This is a genomic window from Microvirga sp. 17 mud 1-3, from assembly GCF_003151255.1.
In the GTDB taxonomy this organism is placed as follows: Bacteria; Pseudomonadota; Alphaproteobacteria; order Rhizobiales; family Beijerinckiaceae; genus Microvirga.
In genome coordinates, this window is sequence record NZ_CP029481.1 from 2,664,671 (window position 1) to 2,681,296 (window position 16,626).

General features: G+C 65.1%; 15 protein-coding genes. 6 read left to right on the top strand and 9 right to left on the bottom strand.

The window, feature by feature from the left end; genetic code table 11:
- Positions 1-2: 2 nt before the first annotated feature.
- Positions 3-887: a 4-hydroxy-tetrahydrodipicolinate synthase gene (dapA, locus tag C4E04_RS12740; protein ID WP_210204571.1), complete on the bottom strand. Its 885-nt coding sequence runs from the start codon at positions 885-887 to the stop codon at positions 3-5.
- Between the two features lie 175 nt (positions 888-1,062).
- Here dapA and C4E04_RS12745 point away from each other — a divergent pair, with 175 nt between their 5' ends.
- Both C4E04_RS12745 and C4E04_RS12750 read left to right on the top strand, forming a co-directional pair.
- The gene (locus tag C4E04_RS12745; RefSeq protein ID WP_245416098.1) at positions 1,063-3,174 is read left to right on the top strand and encodes a lytic transglycosylase domain-containing protein; all 2,112 of its coding nucleotides are present in this window, start codon (positions 1,063-1,065) and stop codon (positions 3,172-3,174) included.
- Positions 3,175-3,218: 44 nt separating this feature from the next.
- A complete protein-coding gene (locus tag C4E04_RS12750) occupies positions 3,219-4,112 on the top strand; it encodes an alpha/beta fold hydrolase (RefSeq protein WP_109601093.1) in 894 nt (297 codons plus the stop codon).
- A gap of 222 nt (positions 4,113-4,334) precedes the next feature.
- Here the strand turns inward: C4E04_RS12750 and C4E04_RS12755 are convergent, their stop codons facing one another.
- The 4 genes from C4E04_RS12755 to C4E04_RS12770 all read right to left on the bottom strand — a co-directional run bounded on the left by C4E04_RS12755 (position 4,335) and on the right by C4E04_RS12770 (position 8,459).
- Complete coding sequence (locus tag C4E04_RS12755) at positions 4,335-5,636, bottom strand: porin (RefSeq protein ID WP_109597877.1); 1,302 nt, start codon at positions 5,634-5,636, stop codon at positions 4,335-4,337.
- Between the two features lie 504 nt (positions 5,637-6,140).
- The gene (gene hppD / locus C4E04_RS12760; protein WP_109597879.1) at positions 6,141-7,256 is read right to left on the bottom strand and encodes a 4-hydroxyphenylpyruvate dioxygenase; all 1,116 of its coding nucleotides are present in this window, start codon (positions 7,254-7,256) and stop codon (positions 6,141-6,143) included.
- A gap of 79 nt (positions 7,257-7,335) precedes the next feature.
- Entirely contained in the window at positions 7,336-7,962 is a 627-nt protein-coding gene (maiA, locus tag C4E04_RS12765; protein WP_109597880.1) for a maleylacetoacetate isomerase, read from the bottom strand.
- Positions 7,959-8,459, bottom strand: coding sequence for a MarR family winged helix-turn-helix transcriptional regulator (locus C4E04_RS12770; RefSeq protein ID WP_109597881.1), 501 nt, complete (start codon positions 8,457-8,459; stop codon positions 7,959-7,961). Before C4E04_RS12770 ends, maiA begins: the two co-directional genes overlap by 4 nt.
- Positions 8,460-8,574: 115 nt before the next feature.
- Between C4E04_RS12770 and hmgA the strand changes: the two genes are divergently transcribed.
- A complete protein-coding gene (hmgA, locus tag C4E04_RS12775; RefSeq protein ID WP_109597882.1) occupies positions 8,575-9,942 on the top strand; it encodes a homogentisate 1,2-dioxygenase in 1,368 nt (455 codons plus the stop codon).
- 111 nt (positions 9,943-10,053) lie between these two features.
- On the opposite strand, the gene C4E04_RS12780 is transcribed toward hmgA, so the two are convergent.
- Positions 10,054-11,142 (bottom strand): TRAP transporter substrate-binding protein, encoded by a 1,089-nt coding sequence (locus C4E04_RS12780; RefSeq protein WP_109601095.1) that lies wholly within the window; start codon positions 11,140-11,142, stop codon positions 10,054-10,056.
- Positions 11,143-11,325: 183 nt separating this feature from the next.
- Between C4E04_RS12780 and C4E04_RS12785 the strand changes: the two genes are divergently transcribed.
- The 3 genes from C4E04_RS12785 to C4E04_RS12795 all read left to right on the top strand — a co-directional run bounded on the left by C4E04_RS12785 (position 11,326) and on the right by C4E04_RS12795 (position 13,574).
- Positions 11,326-12,342, top strand: a complete 1,017-nt coding sequence (locus C4E04_RS12785) for a fumarylacetoacetate hydrolase family protein (protein WP_109597883.1) — start codon at positions 11,326-11,328, stop codon at positions 12,340-12,342.
- A complete protein-coding gene (locus C4E04_RS12790) occupies positions 12,339-12,719 on the top strand; it encodes a VOC family protein (RefSeq protein WP_109597884.1) in 381 nt (126 codons plus the stop codon). Before C4E04_RS12785 ends, C4E04_RS12790 begins: the two co-directional genes overlap by 4 nt.
- Before the next feature lie 87 nt (positions 12,720-12,806).
- Entirely contained in the window at positions 12,807-13,574 is a 768-nt protein-coding gene (locus C4E04_RS12795; protein WP_109597886.1) for a tellurite resistance TerB family protein, read from the top strand.
- Positions 13,575-13,620: 46 nt separating this feature from the next.
- Here the strand turns inward: C4E04_RS12795 and thrS are convergent, their stop codons facing one another.
- From thrS to C4E04_RS12810, 3 genes are all read right to left on the bottom strand, one after another.
- On the bottom strand, positions 13,621-15,648 hold the full coding sequence (thrS, locus tag C4E04_RS12800; RefSeq protein WP_109597887.1) for a threonine--tRNA ligase: 2,028 nt from the start codon (positions 15,646-15,648) through the stop codon (positions 13,621-13,623).
- A 73-nt stretch (positions 15,649-15,721) separates the two neighbouring features.
- Entirely contained in the window at positions 15,722-16,054 is a 333-nt protein-coding gene (gene yidD, locus C4E04_RS12805; protein ID WP_174219272.1) for a membrane protein insertion efficiency factor YidD, read from the bottom strand.
- Positions 16,051-16,494, bottom strand: coding sequence for an iron-sulfur cluster assembly scaffold protein (locus C4E04_RS12810; RefSeq protein ID WP_109597888.1), 444 nt, complete (start codon positions 16,492-16,494; stop codon positions 16,051-16,053). Before C4E04_RS12810 ends, yidD begins: the two co-directional genes overlap by 4 nt.
- Between the last annotated feature and the right edge of the window lie 132 nt (positions 16,495-16,626).

A 16,626-nucleotide genomic window follows, 5' to 3' on the forward strand; every position in this document is an offset into this window, starting at 1 on the left:
TCTCACGCGTTGATCAGGCCCGCATGGGCCATGGCGTCCCGCACGCGCTTCCGGGTCGGCTCGGACACGGGCAGCAGGGGCAGGCGCACATCGTCCCCCATGAGGCCGAGCAGGGACGCGGCATACTTCACGGGCGACGGGTTGGTTTCAATGAACAGGGCTTCGTGGAGGGGCATCAGCCGGTCCTGGACTTTCAGGGCCGTGGCGTAATCGCCCTTCAGGCAAGCGTTCTGCATCTCGGCGCAGAGCCGCGGCGCCACGTTGGACGTGACCGAGATGCAGCCGTGACCGCCATGGGCCATGAATCCGAGAGCCGTGGCATCCTCGCCGGAAAGCTGGATGAAGTCCGGCCCCATGGCCTGCCGCTGCTGGCTGACCCGGGCCATGCTGGCGGTCGCGTCCTTCACGCCCACGATGTTCTTGAGCTCATAGAGCCGCGCCATCGTCTCCACGGACATGTCGATCACCGACCGGCCCGGGATATTGTAGATGATGATCGGAATGCCCACGGCGTCGTTGATCGCCTTGAAGTGGGCGTAGAGACCTTCCTGGGTCGGCTTGTTGTAGTAGGGCGTGACGATCAGGAGCGCATCCGCGCCGACCTTCTCGGCATGGCGCGAGAAGCCGATGGCCTCTTCGGTGCTGTTCGACCCCGCCCCGGCGATGACCGGGACCCGGCCCTTCACCTCCTCGACGCAGATCTGGACCACCCGGTCGTGCTCCTTGTGGCTCAGCGTCGGGCTCTCGCCCGTCGTGCCAACCGGAACCAGGCCCTTGGTGCCGTTCTCGATCTGCCAGGCGATGTGTTTCCGGAACGCCGCCTCATCCACGGCCCCATCCTTGAAGGGGGTTACAAGCGCCGTGATGGAGCCTTGGAACTGCGTCATGTTCTTCCTCGCGATAGCAGCGTTCAATGGAGTTTCAGGCCTGCGGGCCTACACATAGGGGCTGCGGCGCATCGGCGCAAACGGCCCCGTCGAGAGTTGTCCTAGCCCCTGACATGGTGTTTCCTCAAGCATAACGTCGCCGAAACAGGGCATCGTACGACGACAAGGGGATCACATGAGCCTCACGACCCGTCTCTTGCCGCGCCTGCTGGCGTCGGTTGTCCTTGTCCCGCTCGCCTCCCCGGTCGTCATGGCGGCCACCTCGCCCGAGGAGGCCGGCCCTCCGCCTCGTGTCGCGCCGGCGACCATCCCAGACCCGGAAACCACGGGCTCGGTGGACGGCTACGGCTTCGTCCCGCCCATCGTTCCGCTGCAGGACCGGGATTACCTGCCCCTGATCCTGAAGGCCTACCGCTCCGGCGATGGGGCCGAGGCGCAGATCCTCGAAACCAAGCTGACGCAGCCCGCATCCCTGGCGCTGGCCGAATGGTTCGCCATCCGCAGCGGCGCCCCCATGGGGTTCGACCGGATCACGGGCTTCCGCAAGGCCTACCCCGACTGGCCGCAGACGGCCCAGTTCCGGCGCCGGGCCGAGGAGGCCCTGGTGGCAGAGCGCAGGCCCTCCGCCCAGGTCCGCGCCTTCTTTGCGGAGCAGAAGCCCGTTACGGCCGGCGGGAGGATTGCGCTCGCATTCGCATACAAGACGGACGGCCAGGACCAGGAGGCCAATGCGCTGATCCGCCAGGTATGGCGGGAGGATTCCTTCGGGCCCGAATGGGAAAGCCGGATCCTCGACCGCTTCCCGGGCGTGCTGGCGCAGGCCGATCACCGTTTCCGCATGGAGCGGCTCCTGTTCAAGGAGAGCTGGGGGGCGGCCCAGCGGGCCGCCGGCTATGCGGGCAAGAACTACGAAACCCTCGTCAAGGCCAGGACGGATCTCTACCGGGGCAAGAAGAAGGCCGAGAAGGCTTTTGCATCCGTGCCGGCCGACCTGCGCAAGGACCCGTCCTATCTCTTCTCCCGCGCCCTTTACCTGCGCCGTGCCAACAAACTGGCCGAGGCGGCCGCCGTCATGGCGCAGGCCCCGCGCGACCCGGAACTCCTGGTCGACGGGGACGAGTGGTGGGCTGAGCGCCGCCTCGTCGCCCGCGCCCTCCTCGACAAGGGCGACGCCCGAACAGCTTATCAGGTCGCAAGTCAGGCCGCGCCGGAATCGCCTGCCCAGCAGATCGAGGCAGCCTTCCATGCGGGCTGGATCTCCTTGCGCTTCCTGAAGGATCCGGCCGCGGCCGGGCAGCATTTCGCGGAGGCCGAAAAGGTCGCGACCACGCCAATCTCCCTCTCGCGGGTCATCTATTGGCGGGCCCGGGCAGCGGAGGCCGCAGGCTCCTTCCGGGAGGCACAGCTCCTCTACGAGCGAGCCGCCGACCGGCCGACGACCTATTACGGGCAGCTCGCCCGAACGAAACTCGGCCAGCCCATTGCCCTGCGGAGAGTGGAGCCGCTCTCGGCGGATGAGCGCAGGGCTTTCGAGTCCCTCGTTCCCGTTCAGTCGCTGGCGGCGCTTCATGAGATCAACGAGCCGGAGCTGGTGCTCGGCCTTTATACGGAACTGGCCCAGTCCTTTGGCGATCCGGGGCAGCTCGATGCGCTCGCGGGCCTTGCGGCGGAGCGGAAAAACGCCCGCGCGGCGCTGATCGTCGGCAAACTGGCCTCGCAACGGGGCTTCCCGCTCGATATGCATGCCTATCCGTTGGCGGCCGTCCCGGACTTCGAGCCGGTGGGCGAGGAGGTGGAGCCAGCGATGGTCTATGCCATTGCCCGCCAGGAAAGCGCCTTCAACCCCCGCGCGATCTCGAGCGCCGGAGCCCGTGGGCTCATGCAGCTGATGCCCGCGACCGCGAAGGAGACAGCCCGCCGGGTCGGCCTCGGCTTCGATCTCGACAAGCTCCTGGCGGACGCGGCCTACAACGCCAAGCTCGGTTCGGCGCATCTGGGCGAACTCATGGGGGATTGGAAGGGTTCGCACATCCTGGCCTTCGCGTCCTACAATGCGGGCGGCGGTAACGTGCGGAAATGGATCAAGGCCTATGGCGATCCCCGCGAGCCGGAGGTCGATGCTATCGACTGGGTGGAGCGGATCCCCTTCTCCGAGACCCGGAACTACGTTCAGCGGGTGCTGGAGAACCTCAATGTCTATCGCCAGCGCCTCAAGCAGCCCGCCCCCCCCGAACCATCCCAGGCAGGCAAGGATCTGACGGCAGACGCGACCAAGCCGGTGAATTGAGGCAGGATGCGGCCCTGGCGCAGAGGGATTCGGAGCAGCAGCGGATGAACGACCCCTATCGGGATCTTGTCGTGTCGGCCTCGGACGGCCTGCGCCTCTATGCGCGTGATTACGGCCCGGAGCTTTCCAGCGCCCTGCCGGTGGTCTGCCTTCCCGGCCTCGCCCGGACGTCGGAGGATTTCCATGACCTCGCCGAGAGCCTGAGCCACGATGCCGCCCGGCCGCGCCGGGTGCTCTGCGTCGATTACCGGGGACGGGGCCGCTCGGAATGGGACAAGGACTGGCGCAACTACGACGTCCGGATCGAGGCAAACGACGTCCTCCAGGTCCTGACGGCGGCGGGCGTTCACAAAGCGGCTTTCGTTGGAACCTCCCGTGGCGGCCTCATAACCATGGCGCTGGGCGCGCTGCATCCGACGGTTCTTGCAGGAATCGTGCTCAACGATGTCGGTCCCGCCATCGAGGGCAAGGGCCTGATGCGGATCAAGGGCTATGTGGGCAAGCTGCCTACTCCGCAAACCCTGCAGGAAGGTGCAGACCTCCTCCGGCAGCTCTCGGGCTCCCAGTTCCCGGCCTTCGGGCCGGAACAATGGCTCAAGCAGGCCGCTGGAACCTGGCGGGTAGAGAGCGGACGTCTAGTCCTGCGCTACGATCCGCTCCTGATGAAGTCCCTTGAGGCCCTGGACCTCGAAATGCCCCTGCCGGATCTGTGGCCCCTCTTCGAGGGTCTCAAGCCGTTTCCGGTCCTGGCCATCCGCGGAGCCAACTCGGACCTCCTGAGTGCCGCAACCCTGAAGGCCATGCAGGAAACCCATCCCCGTCTTAAGGCGATCACCATTCCGGGCCAGGGCCATGCCCCGCTCCTCGAAGGCGATCTCATCGATGCGATCAAAGGCCTGATCGGCGAGGCGGAGCGGGATCAGGCCATCGCAGCCTGAGTCTCCTTCCAGCGCCCGAACGCCGTCCATATCACGAGGTCACGGCCATTCCGCCGGCTCTGTGCGCCTGGCTTCCTTCCCGGCTGCTCTCCGACGAACGCTGATCCGTCCCAACCTCCGTCGCGAGGGAGCCCGGTTCAGCCGGAGTTCCATGCTGGACGGAAAGCAAAGAAAAACCCCGGTGTTTCCACCGGGGTTTCCCTAACCAATCGGTTGAACCGATTAGAAGTCGCGCTGGACGCGGAAGCGGCCTTCCCAGCCGTTGGAGTTGCGGTAGCCAATGCCCGTGACCGGGTTGATGCCACGCAGATCCGTGTTGGCGTAGATGACTTCCACACCGAGGTCGAGGCCCGACACCGGCTGCCAGAAGATGTTGGCGCCGAGGCGGTACTCACGGAAGTCAGCCGGGGTGTTGAAGGCCTGGCGGCTATCCGAGCTCAGGTACGAACCGAAGAAGTTCGAACGGATCTGGGGGGTCCAGTAGTGACGCAGACCACCGGCGATCGACCAGGCGCGGCTCTTCTTCAGGTCGCCCGTGACCGGATCGATGCTGGCATCGACGAGGGTCGGGGTGCCGTTCTCGAAAGCAGCGAACGGGGTGATGACCGTGCCGGCGTTGCCGCCGTCGAGGTAGGCCGGAGCGCCGTCAGCGAAGGTCGCAGCGAACCACAGAGCGTCGCCGGGGGCGAGCTGCGGGAGGTTCACGCCGACCGAGGCCGAAACCGCGAAGCCGTACTCGGTGTCCGGGTAATCGGCGACGACGCCGAACGGCGTAGCAACCGACATCAGGTTGTTGCTGCGGATCTGGTGGACAGCACCGGAGAGCTGAGCCGTACCCCAGGTGCCGGTGTACTTGATGTTACCGACGAGGTCCGGAGCGCGCTGACCAGCGTAGTTCGCATTCGCCCAGGTGTTGCCGAACACGAGGCCTTCACGACGCTCGAGACCGTCTTCCAGCGAGATCGTCGCCGAGAAGCCGTTGCCGAACGAGAAGGTGTAGGCGAGCAGGTCGACGTCGGGAGCGTCGTCGAAGCGCAGCGTGCCCATGTGACCGGTGGGCAGGTCGCCGTTCGAGAAGAACGACACGACGCGACCGGCGGTCAGGCCACCGAACTGCACGAAGGCTTCAGCAACGTTCGGGGACTGGCTGATGCGGCCCGTGTTGGCCACGCCGAACGGCGTGCCGGACGAACGGGTGATCTCGAAGCGCACGAACGTACGGAGCAGGCCGTAAGCGGTCGCGGTACGAGCGTCGAGCTGGATGCGGCCACGAGCGCGGAAGCCGATGGCGTCATCAGCACGGACGAGCGGCTCGCCGTACACGTAGTCCGCACGGACGCGGCCACCGACGCGCAGGCAGGTTTCCGTGCCCGGGATGTAGAAGAAGCCTGCACCGTAGGTGGAGCAGACGCGAACGTATTCAACAGGAGCAGCCTTCTTCACGGGAAGATCGGCAGCTTGAGCGCCCGCAACGGCGGCGAGACCCGCGACCGATCCGAGCAGAAGGCTCTTAACGAGCTTCATTGGTTGACCTCCAAAGTTTCGAGACCCTGGGGGGCCGGGTTTTGTGCCTCGACAGCTTCTACGAAGCGTAAAACACGTCCCTTATCCCCTAGAGACCTGACGACCCCACCATCGTGGTTGGAACCGACAAATCACGACTGGGGTGCCCCCGTCGCTGTCGACACATTAGCCAGACCGGCCCGGCAGGCAACAGAATGAAGGCGCAAAAGGGGCCGCGAGAGGGGGTTTCCCCGGAGATGTTGCACAAAGGCAACGATCATGGCAGGCAATATTTACGCTTCGTTAGGACTTTGGCCATTTTCCTAACAAACCCTTAAAATACAAGGGTTTCCTTGGCGGGTATTCTGGCATCCGGGGCCGCCGGCTTCGCGCCTGAGGCAAGTTCCGTAAGGTCCTGGTCCGTGGAAAAGTCCGGCCGAATTGTGGAAGCCTTGCGGGAGAATCGCAGAAGGCCGGGACTGGCCCGGCCTTCCTCGAATCGTCTTTTCGGTCCTTTCGGAAAGATCAGGCGACCTTCGGCTTGAGGACGCCGCGGCGAATCTGGTCCTCCTCGATCGACTCGAAGAGCGCCTTGAAATTGCCCTCCCCGAATCCGTCGTCGCCCTTGCGCTGGATGAATTCGAAGAAGATCGGCCCGATCGCGGTCTTGCCGAAGCGCTGGAGCAGAACCTTGGTGAAGCCGCCCTCGACGACCCCCTCCCCGTCGATGAGGATGCCGTTCCGCTTCAGGCGCTCGACCGGCTCCTCATGTTTGGGCAGTCTCTTGTCGATGCGGGAATAATAGATCTCGTTCGGAGCAGGCATGAATTCGAGGCCGGCCCCGATCAGCTGCTCGATGGAATCGTAGAGATCGTGGGAGCCGAGGGCCACATGCTGGATTCCCTCGCCCTTGTACTCCTGGAGATATTCCTCGATCTGTCCGCTCTCGCCCGCATCCTCGTTAATGGGGATACGGATCTTGCCGTCCGGGCTGGTCATGGCGCGGGAGTGGAGACCGGTCAGCTTGCCCTCGATGTCGAAGTACCGGATCTGCCGGAAGTTGAAGAGCTTCTCGTAGAAGGCGGCCCATTCGTTGAGGCGGCCGCGATAGACGTTATGGGTCAGGTGGTCGATGTAATAGAGCCCCACGCCTTTCGGCTTAGGATCCTTCTCGCCGATCCACTCAAAATCCACGTCGTAGATCGAGCCTTTGGCGCCGTAGCGGTCGACCAGATAGATCTGCAGGCCGCCGATGCCCTCGATGGCCGGGATTTGGAGCTCGTTCGGCCCGGCATGGGTCTCGACCGGCTTTGCACCGAGAGAGAGGGCCCGCTCATAGGCGTATTTCGCATCGACCACACGGAAGGCCATGGCCGGGGCGCTGGGCCCGTGCTGGCTGGCGAAACGCTCCGCGAAGGAGCCGGGCTCGGAATTGACGATGAAGTTGATGTCGCCCTGGCGATAGAGCATCACCTTCTTCGAACGGTGCCGGGCAACCAGCGAGAACCCCATCGTCTTGAAGAGGCGGTCGAGCTCCTCCGGATTCGGATGGCAATACTCGACGAACTCGAAGCCGTCGGTGCCCATCGGGTTCTCGTCCGTGATAGCCGGGGGCGGCGCATCGTGCGGGAACGGTCCCATCTCTTCCTCCTGTTGATCCTCCGGCCCGATAGAGGCCGGCCGTTGCGATGGCGCTCCGCCGACGGCGGGGCGCCTGGTCTCAGGCTGCGTCCGGCTGGCTGGCCGGCGCGGCCTTGCGGAAAGCTTCGAGGCCCGCGCAGGCCGCATCGACGGCCGCGATCTTCGGGTAAGCGTCGAGGGGAATGTCGAAGCGCCGGGCATTGAAGACCTGGGGCACGAGATAGAGATCCGCCAGGGTGACCCGGTTGCCGAACGCATAGGGGCCCGGCTCGATCAGCTGTTCGATGGCGTCGAACCCTTCCCGCACCCAGTGGCCGTACCATTCGTTCACGGCTTCCAGGTTCTGGCCGAAGCGGTTCTTGAGGTAGGCCAGAGTGCCGGAATTATTCAGGGGATGAATGTCGCAAGCGACGATGCTCGCCACCGCGCGGACCTTGGCGCGCTGCACGGCCCCCAGCGGAAGGAGCGGCGGCTCGGGATAAACCTCGTCGAGATATTCCAGGAGGGCGGGCGACTGGGTCAGCACTGTCGTGCCAAGGTCGAGGGACGGCACCCGGCCTTGCGGATTCACTCCTTGGTAGCTCTGCGCCTTCTGCTCCCCCTTAAGGAGGTTCACCGGGACCGACTCGTAGGAGACGCCCTTCAAGTTCAGAGCGATGCGGACCCGGTAGGCCGCCGAGGAGCGGAAATAGGTATAGAGCTTCACGGCTGGATATCCTCTTCGGGCACCATCGCGCGGGCCCTGGTGGTGAGCCGGTCGACCAGGGCGCCGAGGAGCGCCTGTTCCTGCGGCGTGAGAACGGACATGACGCGGCTCTCGAAGCCAAGGGCTTCGGGCACGATGGAATCATAGATGCGCCGCCCCTCCTCGGTCAGGGCCAGCCACTCCTCGCGCCGGTCGCCCTCGTTCGGGCGACGGCGGATCAGCCCGCGCTGCTCCAAGGCCGAGACGGCGCGGGAGACGGTCGATTTGTGCATGACCCCGTGGGCCGCGATGTCCCGCGCGGTGCGCTCATCGTACTGGCCAAGGGTCGCGACCACGCGCCAGGCGGGAATCGAGAGACCGAAGCGCTCCGCATAGATCTGGGCGAGCGCGTTCGAGGTCAGGCTCGCCAGGACGTTGAGCCGATAGGGCAGGAATTCCTCGAGAACCAGCGTGGCCTCGGCATTTTTCTGGCGGGCGTTGGATCCGGATGCCGTCATTGACTCAAACCGTTGCTCATGCAACTAATACGCCATAATCGTTGCATTGGCAACCGCCTCGGATTTTCCAGGGCAGCGGGATCGCGCCTTGCTGCCGGTTGTGGAGGAGATGACGATGAATGTTCAGAACGTCTCCGGCTTTCGAGCCCCCGACCAGCGCAGGAGCGCTCTCCTGCCGGGCTACATGTCAGGCTTCGGCAACTCGTTCGAGACGGAGGCTCTAGAAGGTGCCCTCCCGGTCGGGCGCAATTCACCCCAGAAGCTCCCCTACGGCCTCTATGCCGAGCAGCTCTCCGGCTCTCCCTTCACGGCCCCGCAGGCCACCAACCAGCGCTCCTGGCTCTACCGGATCCGCCCGACCGTGAAGCATTCGGGCCGCTACGAGAAGATCGACAAGGGCTTCATGCGCACCGCCCCGGCCGCACGGGAGGAGAGCGAGCTGCCCCTCGGCCAGCTGCGCTGGGATGCGCTGCCATTCCCCGACCGGGACTCCACCTTCGTGACCGGCCTGTTCACCGTCACGACGGCGGGGGATTCCGATACCCAGGTCGGCATGGCGGCTCATCTGCTCCTCGCCACACGCTCCATGGAGAACGAGTACTTCTTCAACGCGGACGGCGAATACCTGATCGTCGCGCAGGAGAATGCCCTGCGCTTCTGGACCGAGTTCGGCATCATCGATATCGGGCCGGGCGAGATCGCTATCATTCCGCGCGGCGTGATCTTCAGGCTCGAACTGCCCTCAGGGCCGGCGCGCGCCTATGTGTGCGAGAATTACGGCGGCGCCTTCACGCTGCCGGACCGCGGCCCCATCGGCGCGAACTGCCTGGCCAATCCGCGCGATTTCCACACGCCCGTCGCCGCATATGAGGACAGGGAGGAGTCGTCCTGGCTCTACGTGAAATGGGGCGGCGAGCTCCATCGCACGCGGATCGACCAGTCACCCCTCGACGTGGTCGCGTGGCACGGCAACTACGCGCCCTACAAATACGACCTGCGGCACTTCTCGCCCGTGAACGCGGTCCTGTTCGACCATCCCGACCCGTCGATCTTCACCGTGCTGACCGCGCCCTCAGAGACGCCCGGCACCGCGAATGTGGATTTCGTGATCTTTCCCGAGCGCTGGTCGGTGGCCGAGAACACGTTCCGCCCGCCCTGGTATCACCGCAACCTGATGTCGGAGTTCATGGGCTTGGTCTACGGCGTCTACGACGCTAAGCCCGAAGGCTTCGTGCCGGGCGGCATGTCCCTGCACAACCAGATGCTGCCACACGGACCGGACACGACGGCGTTCGAGCATGCGAGCAACGTGGAGCTGAAGCCGGTAAAGCTCGAAGGCACATTGGCCTTCATGTTCGAGACGCGTTTTCCTCAGCGAGTGACGAAATTCGCGGCCGAATCCGCTTCCATACAAAAGAACTACATCGATTGCTGGAAGGACCTGAAGAAGCACTTCGATCCGAACAGGCGGGAGCCCAAGTAAGGCGGACGCGTGAAAGTGTCCGACATTCCAGAATCTCTGCCGTCATTCCGGGACCAGCCTAAAGGTCGGTCCCGGAATGACAATATTAGGTGCGAAACGGACGGCGATGCCTCAGGTCCGTCCGCGGGTGCGGATCATGAAGGTATCGAAGGCATACTCGTTGAGCTGCCACCAGGGCAGGACGTCGTTCCGGTAGGCGACCATCGAATCGTAGCCCTTCTTGAAGTCCGGGCTCTTGGCCGAGAGTTCCGCATAGAGCTCGTTCGCGGCCTTCAGGGACGCCTCCATGATGGGCTGCGAGAAGGTGCGAAGCTCCGCACCCGCGCCGACCATGCGCCGGAGGGCGCCGCCGTTCACGGCGTCATACTTGCCCAGCATCCAGTTATTCGCGGCCTCCGAAGCCTGCGCCATGATAGCCTGGTAGTTCTTCGGCAGCTCGTCCCACTTCTTCTGGTTGACGACGAGGTGCAGCATGGCGCCGCCCTCCCACCAGCCGGGGGCATAGTAGTACTTGGCGACCTTGAGGAATCCGAGCTTCTCGTCGTCGTAGGGGCCGACGAACTCGGCCGCATCGAGGGTGCCGCGCTCGAGGGCCGGATAGACATCGCCGGGGGCAAGCTGCTGGGGCACCACGCCGAGCTTGGCGAGCACCATGCCGCCGAGGCCGCCGATGCGGAACTTGAGGCCCTTCAGGTCGTCGACCGTGTTGATTTCCTTGCGGAAGAAGCCGCCCATCTGGGCGCCGGAATTGCCGCAGACGAGAGACGTGACGCCGTAGCGGGCCAGGATGTCGTTGATGATCTCCTTGCCGCCGGCGAAGTGCCACCAGGCCTGCTGCTGGCGTGCATTGAGGCTGAAGGGCAGGCCCGTGCCGAGGCCGAGCGCCGGCTCACGGCCGATATAGTAGTAGACCGGCGTGTGGGCGCATTCCACCGAGCCGTTCTCGACTGCGTCGAGGGCCTGGAGGCCACCGACGATCTCGCCCGGGCCGAAGACCTGGATCTGGAACTTGTTGTCGGTCGCCTCGGCCATGTACTTGGCGAAGGTCTGGGCGGTCCCGAAGATCGTATCGAGCGACTTGGGGAAGCTCGAGGTCAGGCGCCAGCGGATTTCCGGCGCCGATTGCGCAATGGCGGGCGCAGCGACCGTCCCGGCGGCCGTGGCGAGCCCGGCACCCGCGAGAAAGGTTCTTCTTTTCATGGTGGTCGACATAGGCGTTTCCCCGCAAGTCGTTTCGTTGCAAGCTCGAGCACCGTGCGCAGGCGGACCTGGTTTGCGCGCGGCGCTCTTCCTCAGAAAGAAAACATCGGACTGCTCCGAAGGCGGGATCCCGCCCTCAGGTCCGATGCTCTCCAGTGAAGCATATCAACCTGGTCGGTGGTTATGAAGCTTTCTTCCCTTAAGCAAGGCCGTGACGGCCGTCTCGTCGTGGTTTCCCGGGATCTCACCCGCGCGACGGACGCGTTTTTCATCGTCCCCACGCTCCAGCAGGCCCTCGACGACTGGGAACGGGTCGCGCCCCTCCTCCAGGACCTGTCCGAGCAGCTCGAGCTCGGCTCCGTACCGACGATCCGGTTCCATGAGCATGATTGCGATTCGCCCCTGCCCCGCGCCTATCAGTGGGCGGACGGCTCGGCCTACGTGAATCACGTGGAGCTCGTGCGCAAGGCCCGCGGCGCCGAGATGCCGGCCTCCTTCTGGACGGATCCGCTCATGTACCAGGGCGGCTCGGACGCCTTCCTCGGCCCGCGGGATCCCATCGTGGCGGTGGACGAGGCCCACGGCATCGATTTCGAGGCGGAAATCGCCGTGATCACCGGAGACGTGTCCATGGGCGCCTCCCGGGAGGAGGCCGCAGAGGCCATCCGCCTCGTGATGCTCGTCAACGACGTCTCCCTGCGCAACCTGATCCCCGCGGAACTCGCCAAGGGATTTGGCTTCTTCCAGTCAAAGCCCTCCTCCGCCTTCTCGCCCGTCGCCGTCACGCCGGACGAGCTGGGCGAAGCCTGGGACGGCGGGAAGCTGCGTCTGCCGCTCCTGTCCAGCCTCAACGACAAGGCCTTCGGGAAACCCGATGCCGGCACCGACATGACCTTCGACTTCCCGACCCTGATCGCCCATGCGGCCCGGACCCGTCCCCTGCGGGCTGGAACGATCATCGGCTCCGGCACCGTGTCGAACAAGGATCCGGACGGCGGCCCCGGACGGCCGGTGGCGGAGGGCGGCGTCGGCTATTCCTGCATCGCCGAGCAGCGGACCGTGGAGACGATCCTCAAGGGCGAGGCGAAGACGCCCTTCCTGCGCTTCGGCGACACGGTCCGCATCGAGATGAAGGACCGTCATGGTCATTCGATCTTCGGCGCCATTGAGCAAACCGTCGAGGCGCAGGCCGAGGCGTGATCCTGCGCCTGGACCATGTCCAGCTCGCCATTCCGGCAGGCGCCGAGGAAGCCTGCCGCCGCTTCTATGTGGGCGTGCTGGGGATGGACGAGCTGGAAAAGCCCCCTGCCCTCAAGGCCCGCGGCGGTCTCTGGCTGCGCGGCGGCGATGCCGTCGTGCATCTCGGAGTCGAGGAGCCCTTCCGCCCTGCCCTGAAGGCGCATCCCGGTTTCGTCGTCGCCGATCTCGACGCCCTGGCCGCAACCCTGATGGATGCGGGCCATACTCCCCTTTGGAACGAAGCTTTGCCCGGAATTCGCCGTTTCTACGTGGCAGATCCTTGCGGCAACAGGCTCGAATTCCTCTCCACGGACATCCCGTCGCCCGGATCATCCTGACGGCCGGGGCATCGCCGCGGAACCGTTTCGGGAAGGAGGGCTTTTCAACGGCCAGGCACGAGCGCCGGCGAAACGGGGAGAACGGACATGAATCTCGGCAGCATTCTTGAAGGCCTCATGAACGGCCAGGGCCAGGCGCGTGGCCAGCCGCCGGGCGGGAGCCCGATGCCGAACCAGGGCAACCTAGGCAACCTGCCGGGCAATCTCGGCGATCTGGCCAAGCAGGTCTCGGGCAGCATGGGCGGGATGGGCGGCCTCGCGGGCGGTGCGCTCCTCTCGCTGATCCTCGGCTCCAAGGCCGGCCGCTCGGCGGGCGGATCCCTGCTCAAAGCCGGTGGCCTCGCGGTGCTCTCGGCCGTCGCCATGAAGGCCTATCAGGATTGGCAGAACCGGCAGGCTCCCGGCACGAATGCGGGCCCGGCGAACCTGCCCGCGCAGATTCCGCAGGACAGCGGCTTCCATATTGGCGAGGAGAAGGACGCTCACGGGCGGGAACTCGGCGTGGCGCTCGTCCAGGCCATGATCTCGGCCGCCAAGTCGGACGGGCATCTCGACGGCGAGGAGACGACCCGTATCCAGGACCAGATCCAGAAACTCGGCCTCGGCGCCGAGGAGAAGGGTTTCCTGATGGACGTGATGGGCAAGCCGGCAGATCCCGCGGCCATTGCGCGGCTCGCCAGCACTCAGGCCCAGGCTGCGGAACTCTATGCCGCCTCCCTCATGGCGATCGGAGACGCCGATACGCCGGAGGAGAAGGCCTATCTCCAGCAACTTGCGACCCAGATGCAGCTGCCGCCTGACCTTGTGGCCCATCTCGACGCGCAGGTGCACGCCCTGAGACACCAGATGGCCTAAAGCTATTGTCCCCGGGCATGGCCCGGGGACATTTTCGCGATGACGCTCAGGCGACCGTGCGGGCGACCACGTGGTGGCCGTCGAGGGTCAGGTGCTCGTCCGGCTCGGCCAGGGCCTTCGCGGCGCGCTTGCGGTCCGGCGTGATCGCCTCGTCGGCAAGCACCTTCAGGGCCTCATCGAGGGTCATGGTTTGCTGGTTAGGACTTCCCAAGCGGCGGATTGAAACCGTCCGCTCGGCGGCCTCTTTCCGACCCACCACGAGAAGCACGGGCACCTTCACGAGCGAATGCTCGCGAACCTTGTAGTTGATCTTCTCATTGCGCAGATCCGCCTCGACGCGGAGGCCTGCAGCCTCGGCGGCGCGCACCACCTCCATGGCATACTCATCGCCCTCGGACGTGATGGTGGCGACCACGACCTGCACCGGCGCGAGCCAGAGCGGGAAATGCCCGGCGAAGTGCTCGATCAGGATTCCGGTGAAGCGCTCCATGGAGCCGCAGATCGCACGGTGCACCATCACGGGCGTCTTCTTCTGGCCGTCCTGGTCCACATAGAAGGCGCCGAACCGCTCCGGCAGGTTGAAGTCCACCTGCGTGGTGCCGCACTGCCAGTCGCGGCCGATGGCGTCGCGCAGCACGTACTCGAATTTCGGCCCGTAGAACGCGCCCTCACCCGGGTTGATCGCCGTCTTGATGCGCCCGCCTGACTGCTCCTCGATCTGCTTGAGCACGCGGGTCATCACGTCCTCCGCATGATCCCACAGGGCGTCGGAGCCGACGCGCTTCTCGGGACGGGTCGAGAGCTTCACGACGATCTCGTCGAAGCCGAAATCCGCATAGGTCGAGAGGATCAGGTCGTTGATCTTCAGGCACTCCTCGGCCATCTGATCTTCCGTGCAGAAGATATGCGCATCGTCCTGCGTGAAGCCGCGCACGCGCATCAGGCCATGCATCGCGCCCGATGGCTCGTAACGATGCACGGCGCCGAATTCGGCGAGCCGCAGCGGCAAATCGCGATAGGATTTCAGCCCGTGCTTGAAGATCTGCACGTGGCCCGGGCAATTCATCGGCTTGAGGGCGAAGACACGCTTGTCTTCCGCCTCGTCACCTGCCGACTGCACGGCGAACATGTTCTCGCGATACCAGCCCCAGTGACCGGAGGTCTCCCAGAGAGAAGCGTCGAGCACCTGAGGTGCGTTGACCTCCTTGTAGTCCGCCTTCAGGCGGCGGCGCATATAGGCGATCAGCTCCTGAAAGATCGTCCAGCCCTTGGAGTGCCAGAAGACGACGCCCGGCCCCTCCTCCTGGAAATGGAACAGGTCCATCTCGCGGCCCAGGCGCCGGTGGTCGCGCTTCTCGGCCTCTTCGAGCTGCTTCAGGTAGGCCTCAAGGTCCTCTTGGCTCGCCCAGGCGGTCGCGTAGATGCGGGTGAGCATCGCGTTGTTGGAATTGCCGCGCCAATAGGCGCCCGCCACCTTCATGAGCCTGAAGGCGTTGCCGATCTTGCCCGTGGAGGTCATGTGCGGGCCGCGGCACAGGTCGAACCAGTCGCCCTGGAAGTAGATCTTGAGATCCTGGCCTTCCGGGATCGCATCCACGAGTTCGACCTTGTAGGCCTCGCCCTTCTCCTTGAAGATCTGCTTGGCCTTGTCGCGGCTCCAGACCTCCTTGGTGAAGGGTTTGTCCCGGGCGATGATCTCCCGCATCTTCGCCTCGATGGCCGGGAAATCCTCCGGCGTGAAGGGCTCGTTGCGGGCGAAATCGTAGTAGAATCCATTCTCGATCACCGGGCCGATGGTGACCTGCGTCCCGGGGAAGAGTTCCTGCACGGCCTCGGCGAGCACGTGGGCGCAATCGTGCCGGATCAGCTCCAGGGCGCGCGGGTCGTCCCGGTTCAGGAACTCGATCTTGGCATCGCGCCGGATCGGGTCGGACAGGTCGGCGACCGTGCCGTCGAGGGCCATGGCGACCGTGCGCTTGGCCAGGGACTTGGCAATGCCCTCGACGATCTCGCGCCCGGTCGTTCCGGGTTCGTATTGCCGCTGGGCGCCATCGGGAAATGTCACTGTAATCATCAGGTTCTCCTTGCTCACTCCTGCCAACGGAGCAGGTAAGCGGGGGCCGACGGGTGTTGGAACGGGAAAGGAATCAGCCGCCGTCAGGTTCGACCGACTCGCAGATGATCGCAGGGGCGTTCACGCCTCTCCAGCGACCGAAGGTCCAGGGCTTATACCAGGCGGCCCCTTCGGGCAACGTTTCCGGCACGTAATCGAGCCCCGACGTGCCGAACGGGCCACAGCGGCAGATGCGCGCGACCCCCATCCAGCCCCCGGCCCAGAAACCATGCCTCTGGATGGCCTCGTCGGTGTAGTCCGAACAGGAAGGCAGATGGCGGCACTGGCGGCCGACGAGACCCGAGAGGGTGAGCTGGTAGCCGCGAATCGCGTAATGGGCCGCCTGCTGGACGGGGCTCGGCATCATCCCGCCTCGGCCTTCCGGGCCTGCACCCGGTCGAGGGCCTCCACCACGGCGTCGAAGGTGAGGAGAATGGAGGCATGCCGGGCCTTGAACTCCCGGACTGGCTCCAGCACCGCCAGATCCGCCCATTTCCCGCCCGGAGGTTCGCCGCCGGATTTAAGCATCCGCCGGGTGACCTCCCGAACCTCCCGCAATTCCTCGGCCGTGGAGCCGATCACGTGGCGGCCCATGATCGACGAGGAGGCCTGGCCGAGGGCGCAGGCCTTCACGTCCTGGGCGAAGCCCGTCACCACCCCGTCATCGACCTTGAGATCAATGGTCACGGTCGAGCCGCAAAGCTTCGAATGGGCGGTCGCGCTGGCATCCGGATCCGCGAGGCGCCCGAGATGCGGGATCGCGGCGGCGAGTTCGAGGATGCGGCGGCTATAGATCTCGTTCAGCATAGGGCTCATGAGGTGACAGTCGGGCGTCGATGCACAATATAAGCCTGACGATCCCATTCCGCGACCCGGCCCATTCGGGCGGCCGGTCGCATCCCAAGGGCGCCGTCCGCCCTAAAAACGAAAGAACGAGGC